The 11,579-nt window shown below is 45.0% G+C and carries 8 protein-coding genes; all 8 read left to right on the forward strand.

Going from position 1 to position 11,579, the window contains the following annotated elements:
• The first annotated feature begins 6 nt into the window (after nucleotides 1-6).
• A complete protein-coding gene (locus G625_RS0103965) occupies nucleotides 7-2,340 on the forward strand; it encodes an ABC transporter permease (protein ID WP_029200070.1) in 2,334 nt (777 codons plus the stop codon).
• Nucleotides 2,340-3,845, forward strand: a complete 1,506-nt coding sequence (locus G625_RS0103970) for an HlyD family efflux transporter periplasmic adaptor subunit (RefSeq protein WP_029200071.1) — start codon at nucleotides 2,340-2,342, stop codon at nucleotides 3,843-3,845. Before G625_RS0103965 ends, G625_RS0103970 begins: the two co-directional genes overlap by 1 nt.
• Before the next feature lie 46 nt (nucleotides 3,846-3,891).
• Nucleotides 3,892-4,470, forward strand: coding sequence for a histidine phosphatase family protein (locus G625_RS0103975; protein ID WP_029200072.1), 579 nt, complete (start codon nucleotides 3,892-3,894; stop codon nucleotides 4,468-4,470).
• Nucleotides 4,471-4,833: 363 nt separating this feature from the next.
• Complete coding sequence (locus tag G625_RS18265) at nucleotides 4,834-5,826, forward strand: transporter substrate-binding domain-containing protein (protein ID WP_049895682.1); 993 nt, start codon at nucleotides 4,834-4,836, stop codon at nucleotides 5,824-5,826.
• 96 nt (nucleotides 5,827-5,922) lie between these two features.
• On the forward strand, nucleotides 5,923-6,702 hold the full coding sequence (locus G625_RS0103985; protein ID WP_049895684.1) for an amino acid ABC transporter permease: 780 nt from the start codon (nucleotides 5,923-5,925) through the stop codon (nucleotides 6,700-6,702).
• Nucleotides 6,689-7,444, forward strand: a complete 756-nt coding sequence (locus G625_RS0103990) for an amino acid ABC transporter ATP-binding protein (RefSeq protein ID WP_029200074.1) — start codon at nucleotides 6,689-6,691, stop codon at nucleotides 7,442-7,444. The genes G625_RS0103985 and G625_RS0103990 overlap by 14 nt, the downstream gene beginning before the upstream one ends.
• Nucleotides 7,445-7,546: 102 nt before the next feature.
• On the forward strand, nucleotides 7,547-9,397 hold the full coding sequence (locus tag G625_RS18270; RefSeq protein WP_044931508.1) for a YgiQ family radical SAM protein: 1,851 nt from the start codon (nucleotides 7,547-7,549) through the stop codon (nucleotides 9,395-9,397).
• Nucleotides 9,398-9,893: 496 nt separating this feature from the next.
• Complete coding sequence (locus tag G625_RS20990) at nucleotides 9,894-11,303, forward strand: D-alanyl-D-alanine carboxypeptidase family protein (protein ID WP_156885023.1); 1,410 nt, start codon at nucleotides 9,894-9,896, stop codon at nucleotides 11,301-11,303.
• Nucleotides 11,304-11,579 lie beyond the last annotated feature (276 nt).

Genomic DNA, 11,579 nt, shown 5'->3' on the forward strand with positions numbered 1-11,579 from the left:
TAGAGCATGAGTAAAAATCTGGGAATAAAGCTTATCAGGGATTTAAAAGAAAATGCCGTTCAATTCCTTGCCATCTTTTTGATGTGTTTTTTTGCCATGTTTATCATGGAAGCCCTTGACTGTGTCGTAACAGGTCTCGGTAATTCTGTAGATGAATACTATACCCTGACAAATTTTATGGACATGAGTGTTTCGGCAGCAAGGTTTTCCAGAGAAGATCTGTCCCTGATCCAGAATCTGCCTTCCGTTAAGAAAGCAGAGCTTCGATATACCACAAACGGTAAGATCAAAATAAACGGCGAAGAATTAAAGCTGGAATTCAATTTTATCGAAGCTAATGAGATATCAAAAATGCATATTCATAAAGGCGTTCCGTATGAAAAGGATCGGCACGGTATATGGATAGACAGATATTTTGCAGAAAAACACGGCATAGATGTGGGAGCCAATGTCTCCCTTATCTGTGACACTATAGCCTTTGATGAAACCGTCATGGGGATAATGGAAAATCCCGACCATGTCTACTTCACTATAGACGAAACATATATAGAACCGGAGATAGGAGAGTACGGATATGCATTTCTGGATTCGGGAGATTATCCGGGACAGGATCTTCATTTTGACAGCATTTACATAGATTTAAAAAATGTAAGCAATCAATTTGAACTTACGGATACAGACAAAAAGGAAATCGAACAGGCAAAAGCGGATATACAGGATTTATTTACAGATGCAAACATAACCTGCGTGTCAAAAAAGGATGAGGGCGGACATAATGCAGTACACAGTGATATTGATTCCAATGAAACTCTGGAAATAGTTTTTCCCTTCCTTTTTATATCCATAGCCCTCCTCGGCATAGTATCTACCATGACCCGAATGGTTCTTAAACAACGAACCATCATAGGCACCTTCAAGGCGCTGGGTTTTTCCAAGGAAACGGTATTTATACACTATATCACCTACTCGGTTTTTGTATGTCTGATGGGATGTGTATTGGGTGCCATTGCGGGATGGTACAGCTTGGGACAATATGTATTTGATGTTTATAAAGGGTATTACTGCCATCCCTTTGGCAGAATGGAGCTTTCTCCGAGAATAGGGATCATTACAACTGCTGTTACAGTGATGTCGGGGCTTACAAATTACATGTCCTGTAGAAATATCCTTTCCCTTAGAGCCTCTGAGATATTGCGGCCTGCGCCTCCTGTCGTTTCAGGTGCAGGATTTATAGAGCATACACCCATATGGAAGCTTCTGAGCTTTGCCAGCAGATGGAACATAAGAGACATTAACAGAAACAAAGTAAGGACTCTGGCAGGAATAATCGGAGTTACGTTATGTACGGCTCTGATGCTTACAGCCTTTGGAATGGACGAACTCAATAAGGGATCTGAGCATTGGAAATATTATCGGCTTACACCTGCAGATTTTGAGGTTGGATTTGCTCCCGGGACAGCTTACGACACTGTCTATGATTACTCAAGGCGTTTCCGGGGACAGATGGTCCAAAAGGTTCAGACAGATGTGACAAAGGACGATGAAATAGGATTGTATTATGTCACTGTAATGGATGAAGGGAATCTGTATCACTTTCAGGATGAATCGGGAAAGTATATGGAGCTGCCGGATGCGGGAGTGGCTGTAAGCGCAAAGGTTATGGAGACCATGGAGCTGAAGCTTGGAGACGTGATCAGCTTCAGGATTCCCGGTCTCAGGGATAAATTCAAGGCTAAGATTTACTCTGTATTTAAAGCCCCTGATGAACAGGGGATAGCCATGAAGCGAAGTTTTTTCGAACGTATAAACGGAGAGTTTAAGCCCAATACTTTATTTACTAATATGACAGTCCCTAAAAGGTATGTTACGGAAAGAGAAGAAATCCTCAGCGTTTTCTCAAAAAAAGAGTATATCAAAGCATTAAATCTCAAAAGAGCCAGCACGGATCAGGAGGTTTACTATATCATGACCATCGCAGTCCTGCTGGGAATAGTCGTTATGTACAATCTCGGCATCCTGTCATTTGTGGAAAAGGTCAGGGAGGTTGCAACCCTCAAGGTTCTTGGATTTTCAACGGGAAGCATCCGATGGATCCTGAATCAGCAGAATATAATCATAGACGGACTCGGTACCATCATAGGGCTCGTTCTGGGAAAGAAGATACTTATATTCACCATGTCTAACATGGACTATAGTGTGGATTATATCTACAATATAAGCTTCAAGCCCTATTTATTTTCTGTACTTGTTTCTTTTGTCCTTTCTATCACAGTTAATGCACTTATCTCTTCGCGGGTTAAGACTATTAATATGGTAGATGCATTAAAGGGAGTAGAGTAATGACCAAAAATATCAAATGTATAATCATAGCACTTATTATCATCGCCTGTGTGGGCGCAGGTGTATGGTACTTTCTTCAGCCGGATGAGATGATAGTTGTAGTAGCGGAGAAAAATACCATAAGTCCTGAGGTTAACGGAACGGGAAGGATTTCCGGCGGAAGAAAGATAACAGTTTATTCGGATGTGACAGGTTTGGTGGATTCCAGGGCAGTCCAGATAGGTGACAGAGTAAAATCCGGCGACAAGCTGGTGAACTATGTTGTGGACAATTCCCAGCTCCAGGTGGATCTTGCAAGAACCGATGCGGAATACAGCCAAAAAATACTGGATGCGGATAAGGATAAAAAAGCCAAATATGAAAAGATGATGAATGATTCCACCGCCCAGATAAACAACTGTGCCCAGACATACACGAGACTTGAAGAAGAGCTGAGAACCATAGCCAACAAAACCTATGGCGAGGATCGTTTTATAGCTGATGTAAAGAAGCAATATGATACGGATATCCTGAAGCTTCAGGCACAGGTAGCCCAGAAGCAGCAGGATGTAGCCCGAACAGAGGTGGAAATCAAGAAAATAGAATTGCTTACAGATGACGAAGAGGAAGCCAGCAAGGAAAAGGTTGACAAAAAAACAGATAAAGCCAAAGATTACATTGATAGTATCGCAGATCTAAACAGAAAGATAGCAGATATCGAGATCGACAGAATGACCCTTCCGGAGGAAGGCATGGATGCTGCTACACATGAGAAGTATCTGGAGATACAGGCCAATATGGAGACCGTTTTGAAGCTTTGGAGCGAAGCAAGATACCAAAAGGAATTTGCCCAGAATATGCTTGTAAGCAATGGGGACATATACTCCAGGGAGCAGCAGGTTGCTTTAAACAACCGGAATCTTCTGGATGCGGAAAAGAATCTTTCCAGAGCACAAGCCGGAACCAAAGCAACAGCTGACGGCATAGTGACAGCATGCTTTATAGATAAGGGTGCTTCTGTTGAAAAGGGTGCCGCAATCATGGAGATAGAATCTGATGATGAATATCTGATAAAGATGAAGGTCTCCAAGTTTGATATCACCTCCATAAGAACCGGTCAGAAGGCTGAGGTAAGGATCGGCGACAAGGTATACGATGGCGAAGTAGAAAGGATCAATCAGTCAGCCGAAAATGATTCAAGTGGTAAGGCAAAGGCTGTTGTGGAGATAAAGATTCAAACAAAGGATGATCTGATAGTCGGTCTGGACGCGGATGTGACGCTGAAGCTGGATGAAAAAGCTGATACTCTGGGAGTTCCCAATGAATGCATATTTGACGATGACGAAGGCTCATATCTTTACATGATAAAGGACGGTGTGGTCACAAAGGTATATGTAACCACCGGCGTGAAGGATAATGCAGTAACAGAGGTGGAAGGCATACAGGAAGGCGATCATGTGGTCATGGATCCCTCTGTAATAGAATACGTCGGAGAAGAGGTGAAGGAGGTCCTTTATACCGAGTAAAAAAAACGATTTAACAAGTGCTTATCAGGAAAGGACTTAACTATAAATGAAGATCTGGATAGCAAGGCACGGGCAGACCCGTTTAAATAAAATGAGGCTTATGCAGGGACGGACGGATGAACCATTGAACGAAACCGGCATAGCCCAGGCAAAGGCCGCAAGAAAGAAGATAGGGTATATACGGTTTGATGCGGTATACGCAAGCCCACTGGACAGAGCCATAGTAACGGGATCTATCATTGGCAATGTAGACACCTCAGACATCATCATTGACAACAGGCTGATAGAAGCCGATTTCGGGAAATATGAGCAAAAAAAATATTATCTTATGAATCCTGCCATGATGCTTTACTGGACCATGCCGGAGCTTTTTCCGGCACCGGCAACCGTAGAAAAGCTTTCAGATCTTATTGAGCGCAGTCACTCCTTCTTAAAGGAACTGGAGCAAAAAGACTATGAAAATGTATTGGTTTCCTGCCACGGCGGCATCATGCGCCCACTTTCAGGATATCTCATGGACAGGCCAAACGGAATTTACTGGCGGCCGAAGCCGAAGAACTGCGAGATACGGGTGTTTGAATCAAAGGGCGGGAAGCATAGTATGATAGATGACATTTTGATATAAGTGTCACAAGTACCTCTCCTTAATGTGCCCGCACAAAAGCCGGAGAGATGCTTCATGACACTTATAACACATGATCCGGAAAAATGTCCGAGCCGGAGCATATGCATAATTTCTGCTTTATGCAGTGATTTATGCATATTTTTTTGTATAATGAGTTTTAAAAATACATTTTCATGAATAAAAATACTTGATTTCCTATATAAAAAGTCTATAATTTTTTCAATGGTATAAGTGGTGAGGTTATGAAAATACTTTCACTCATACCTTCAACAAGGTTTTTTTGGATCATCCATGGTCACTGGCTGCGGGTGATGCCGGTACATATTATTCTGTCCGGCTTTCCAAAAAACAGAGGAGGAAAATATGAAGAAAAATCTTTCAGTAATTATGGCAGCGATACTTGCCGCTGCATCACTTGCAGGATGCGGATCAAGTAAGCCTGCCGAGACAACAGCTGCTGCCACAACTGCCGCAGCAACAGAGGCTGCATCCACAGAAGCCGCTACAGAGGCTGCCGCTGAGACTACAGCAGCCGCAGAAGAATCAAAGACAGACGTCGCAGCACAGGGTTCAGGTGAAATTGCAGAAATCCCTACAGATTTCACAACCATCACACCGGGAAAGCTCACCATCGGTACATCACCTGATTTTGCACCATACGAATTCTATCACGTCAACGACGGAACCCCTGAGCTTGCAGGCTTTGACATTGCCCTGGCTCAGAGGATCGCCGATGACTTGGGTCTTGAGCTCCAGGTTGTCCCTATGGATTTTGACGGTATCCTCATGGAGCTTCAGAACGGCAACATAGATCTCGGCATCTCAGGTTTTACACCTACCCCTGAGCGTGCGCAGACCTTTGACTTCTCTGATCTCTACTACACAGGGGGACAGGCCTTTGTGATCCGCGGCGCTGATTCAGACAAGTATAAGGATTATGCAGACTTTGACGGACTTCCTGTTGGTGCACAAAACGGCTCTATCCAGATGGATCTCGCTCAAAAGAACACTCCAAATGCAAACATTATCGGCCTTGCCAAGGTTACCGATATCATTCCAGAGCTTGTTTCCGGCAAGCTTGAGGGCGCTTTCATCGAAACACCCGTTGCAGAGCAGTATATCAAGAACTATCCTGAGTTAAAGATTGCTTGGGATGTTGAATACGATACAGAGGGTTATGCCATTGCTCTCAAGAAGGGCAGCGATCTGCTTCCTGCAGTTAATGCTGTTGTGAACAACGTACTTTCAGACGGTTCAATGGATGAGTACATCACTACTGCACAGGAGCTTGCATCTGATGATGGCAATGTTTTTGAAGGCCAGCTTGATGAGAACGGTAAGGCAGCCGCTAACTGATAAAGAAAGCTAAAGTAAGCATTTATCCCTGATTTTTTCTCCGGGTTCAGAGCCCGGAGATTTTTGAGTTTTATTTGAAAGGCAGGAATATTTTTTATGACCATTAGTTGGGCCAATATGAGTAAGATCTTTAATTATGGCAACATGTTCCAGCAGGGTCTCATCGTAACTGTGCTGCTGGCATTATGTACTGTATTTTTCGGTTTCATTTTAGCCTTCGGACTTGCACTTATGCTTTTGTCTGATGTAAGACCCTTCAGAAGTCTCGAAAAGATCAAAACAGATGATATCAATAAGAAAAAATGTTATGATTTCATCGCAAGGTTCAATCCCGTACAGCTCATCGCCAACATCTACGTACAGTTTGTAAGATGTACACCTATGCTGGTTCAGATATTCCTTGTCTATTACATCGTATTTGGATTTGTTTCCTTACCAAAGTTCACATTCTTCGGTTTTATCCAGTTTGAAAGATTTTTCCCTGCAGCCGTTGCTCTTGCCCTTAACTCCGGCGGATACATGAGTGCCGTTATCAGGGGAGGTATCGAGGGTGTTGACGCGGGACAGACTGAAGCAGCAAGATCTCTCGGTATGACCAAGACCCAGACCATGTATCACATCATCCTTCCGCAGGCTGTCAAAAATATCCTGCCGGCAGTTGCCAACGAGTTCGTAACTATCATCAAGGAGTCATCAGTCTGCTATACCATCGGTGTTCAGGACATCATGTTCAATGTAAAGAGCGTTCAGTCAGCCACTTTCATCATCGCTGAGCCACTTGTTATGGCAACATTCCTTTACTTCTGCCTGTGCTTCCCGACATCAAAGATCATAGAATATGTTGAGAGGAGGATGCGTCAAAGTGACAACAGATAATAAAGCCCTCATTCAGGTCAGAGATCTGAAAAAGCATTATAATTACGGAAAATTAAAAGCCCTTGACGGTGTCAGTATCGATATCAACAAAGGCGATGTTATGGTTGTCATCGGGCCGTCCGGTTCCGGTAAGTCCACCTTTCTCAGAAGCCTGAATCTTCTTGAGGAGCCTACAGACGGAAGCATTGTTTTCGATGGTCAGGATATAGTCAATTCAAAGATCAATCTGGATACCTTCCGTCAGCGTATGGGAATGGTGTTCCAGCATTTCAATCTGTTCCCCCACAAAACGATTCTCGAGAATCTCACCCTTGCACCTCAGATCGTAAAGAATGTAAGCAAAGAAGAAGCCGAGAAAAAAGCTCTTGAGCTTCTTGAAAGAGTAGGACTCAAGGACAGGGCCAATGCTTATCCCGTACAGCTTTCGGGTGGTCAGAAGCAGCGTGTTGCCATAGTTCGTGCCCTTTGTATGAACCCTGAGGTTATGCTTTTTGATGAGCCTACATCAGCACTTGATCCCGAAATGGTCGGTGAAGTTCTGGAGGTTATGAAGGAGCTTGCCAAGGCAGGCATGACCATGGTTTGTGTGACTCATGAGATGGGTTTCGCAAAAGAAGTGGGTAACCGCGTTGTGTTCATGGCTGATGGAAATATCGTTGAGGAGGGTACTCCTGAGGACATTTTTGATCATCCCAAGAGTCCGCGTCTCAAGGATTTCCTGGGAAAGGTTCTGGAAGCCTGAAAAATCCAATAGCTAAAAGGATGCATCTTTGACGGTGCATCTTTTTTTGATGACAGAAACAGAAGCTTTACGATACAATCTAAAAAAAGATGAGGATAATATATGTTTGAAGGATTTTTACCGATTAACAAAAAGGATATGCTGGACAGAGGCTGGGATCAGCCCGATTTTGTCTATGTGTGCGGGGATGCTTACGTAGACCACTCAAGCTTCGGCGCTGCCATCATTTCAAGAATACTTGAGGCCCACGGCTACAAGGTTGCCATGCTTCCGCAGCCGGACTGGAATGATCCTTCCTCTGTTACTGAGTTTGGTGAGCCCAGACTGGGTTTCCTGGTTTCTGCCGGGAACATGGATTCCATGGTGAATCATTATACCGTTGCGAAACGTCATCGAAAAACCGATGCTTACACCCCCGGCGGAGTAATGGGAAAGCGCCCGGACAGAGCTGCCACGGTTTACTGTAACCTCATCAGAAAAACCTATAAACATACCCCCATCATTATCGGAGGTATCGAGGCCAGTCTCAGAAGGCTTGCCCACTACGATTACTGGTCCGACAGCATTCGCCGCTCCATCCTTCTGGACAGTGGAGCCGATCTCATTTCCTACGGAATGGGAGAGCACAGCATCGTTGAGATAGCGGATGCTCTTAACTCAGGACTTCAGGTCAAGGACATTACCTGGATTCCGGGCACGGTTTATAAGACGCGTCATGAGGATGAAATCTATAATGCCGTTAGGCTTCCGGATTTTGAAGAGATAAAGCGCAGCAAGCGGAAATATGCCGAGAGCTTTGCCACCCAGTACAGAAATACAGATCCTATAAGCGCAAAACGAATATATGAATGCTATGACGGCGCCATGTTTATAGTTCAGAATCCTCCTGCCGCACCTCTTACGGAAATGGAAATGGATGATGTTTATGCCCTGCCTTTCATGAGAGCATGGCATCCGGTTTACGATAAGGATGGCGGAATCCCTGCTTTTGGAGAGATCAAGGAAAGCATCACCCAGGCCAGAGGCTGCTTCGGTGAATGCAATTTCTGCGCTCTCACCATGCACCAGGGGCGAATCGTCCAGGTTCGTTCCCATGAAAGCGTGCTGGAGGAAGCTAAGCAGATAACTAAGGATCCTGAGTTTAAGGGGTATATCTTTGATGTGGGAGGTCCCACTGCGGAGTTCCGCGGTCCTGCCTGTGACAAGCAGCTTAAGCACGGTGCCTGTGTCAATAAAAAATGCTTATGGCCGGAACCCTGCAAAAATCTCAAGGTCGACCACTCTGACTATGTGAAGATGCTTAGAGAGGTAAGGTCGCTTCCGGGAGTCAAAAAGGTATTTGTCCGCTCAGGTTTCAGATTTGACTATCTCATGGCGGATTCCAACAAGGAGTTCCTGAAGGAGATCTGTAAATACCATGTTTCAGGGCAGATGAGGGTGGCTCCCGAGCATGTTTCCGATAATGTTCTGAAGGAGATGGGGAAGCCTGGTGTTAATGTCTACAATTCCTTTGTAAGGGAGTTTGAGAAGATAAACCGGGAGCTGGGGCTTAATCAGTATATCGTTCCATATCTTATGTCGAGTCATCCGGGGTCGAGGCTTAAGGATGCCATTACTCTTGCGGAGTACATCCGTGATATGGGTTATATTCCGGAGCAGGTGCAGGATTTTTATCCTACGCCGGGGACTGTTTCGACAACCATGTACTATACGGGGCTCAATCCTCTCACCATGGAGGAGGTTTATGTTCCGAAGAATCCGCATGAGAAGGCCATGCAGCGTGCACTTATACAGTATAAGAAGCCGGAGAACTATGAGCTTGTGAAGGAGGCTTTGCTCCGGGAGCACCGGGAGGACCTCATCGGGTTCGGGCCCGAATGTCTCATACGGCCGAGGAAGCAGAAGTCTCAGAAGCCCGACGGCCGGCCATATAAAAAGGGCAATGGCCGTTAGTCCGTAGGCCGGGGCCGGTGGGCATCCATTTGAATGCGAGTCGCCTCGTCAGAAAAATCTAAAATCAGACCCCTAAGAACCACTAGGCCCTTAACAAAGAAAGAATCCTTACGGATTCTTTTTTTGCGCTCAAAGCCGCGCGGCTCCCAAGATTAAAAAAACAAATCTTGGGCAGCAATGTCAGAGTTCTTTTTATAACAACTCTGACTTGGCGAGGGGGCTAAGGAAAAAGGAACCAAGTGGTTCTAAGGGGTCTGATTTTGATTTTTCATGACTCGGCTCAACGCATTCAAATGGATGCCCACCGGCCCCGGCCTACTCATCTACCATCTGAACTGTTCCAAAATCAAAGGAAATCTGAAAAGTTTTGGTAAGGTTTTAGAGCCTCTCCTCATGGTACTATATACGTACTAAAAGGGGAGGTTTGCTTTATCCGACCGGCAATAGGGTAACATTTTCACAGTACACCTTTTATTACGAGGAGTCGGATGTCAGCATGATGAATAATATGAAGAATTACAAGAAATATTTACATAAAATCACTGCCGGTATGATGGTGGCGGTTATGTCAACATTATCCATATCATCTACAGTTCTTGCGGACAATAAGGTTTCCGTGGTCATTTCAGAATACGGGCCTTTGAGTGCACAGATGGGTGAAACTGAGGCTGCCGTGGCAAATGAGGGGCTGGAGGTTTCGGTTTCAGGAACCGGTTCTTCAGCAGCTTCACAGACCTCAGAAGGTGCTCAGGCGACAGCTGCCACTGCTCCAGACGCAAACCAGGCTGCTCAGATTTCGGAAACATCGGCTGCAGCAGGCCAGGCTGTTCAGACTTCAGAAACAAGCGGCACTCAGGTTGCGGAAACAGCTTCAGGAACTGAAAACTCTCTGTATTCGGCACCTACCGCAGAATCAGTTCAGGTTTCAGGGTCTACAGCAGCACCTGACCGGGCTGCCGTTACTGTTCAGTCCGCAGATTCTGCAGCAGCTGAATCCGGTCAGACTTCCGGAGCAGTTCAGTCAGCAGATTCTTCAGCATCAGCAGTCGCTGAAGCCGCAGCTTCAGAAGCTCAGACCGGCAACTACTTCCAGTCTGCAGCTACAGGTTCAAAATTTGTAAAGACTGCCCTTACAGCAACACCTGATGTAAATGCAAACTTCATGATTCTTGTGGATGCGGATTCAAACCTTATTGTGGCAGAGAAGAATGGGGAATCAAAGATGTACCCTGCATCCATGACCAAGGTCATGACCCTTCTTGTTGCATGTGAGAACATTACCGATCTTGATCAGGAAGTGGAGATAACAAGCGATATCATTGATTATGTCAATGATAATGACGCTTCAAACTGTGGCTTCAAAGCAGGGGAGATCGTAACCGTTAAGGATCTTTTATATGGTCTTATTCTTCCTTCCGGAGCTGATGCGGCTCTTGCTCTTGTGAGACTTATCGCCGGCTCCGAAAAGCAATTCGTAAATCTCATGAATCAGAAGGCTCAGGAGCTTGGTATATCAGCAACAACTCACTATACCAACAGTACCGGTCTTTACAATGATAACCATTACACTACAGCAAAGGATATGGCATTGGTCATGAAATATGCTATGACAAATCCTTACGCAAGTGCAATTCTCTCAACAAGAAACTACACAACCAAAGCCAGCAACAAGCATAGTTCCGGAATCAGTTTCTCAAACAAATTCCTGACCCGCATAGATACCCAGTCCACCGGCGGAAAGGCGCTTATGGCGAAAACCGGTTATGTTTCAAAAGCCGGCAACTGTGCGGTATCCTCCTTCACCGGTCCAAGCGGATCACATTATATCTGCGTTACAGGAAAAACCTCCGGAGCATGGAATGTGGTCTATGCCCACGCTGAGCTTTACAAGCAATACGGAAAATAATGCCGTATCCCTCAGCAGACTGTCATGTATACCCGGCAGTCATACGTTTGCACGAGCATGCACAGTTCAGACATAACTCATATTCATTATCCGCCGCCTCTTTGTCGGCGGATTTCTTTTTATATAAACTCTTATTAAGACGATATTAAATAGGTATAGCATTAAATCCTGTGCTATAATTTTAGCTAGATTGTGTTGTGTCAGGTTTTCCATGAAAGCCTGATATGTAACACCGGTTCAAATCGAAGTGAAGTTTCATCGGACCGGCGTTCATAA

This window comes from Oribacterium sp. NK2B42, assembly GCF_000424445.1.
Taxonomy (GTDB): domain Bacteria; phylum Bacillota; class Clostridia; order Lachnospirales; family Lachnospiraceae; genus Oribacterium.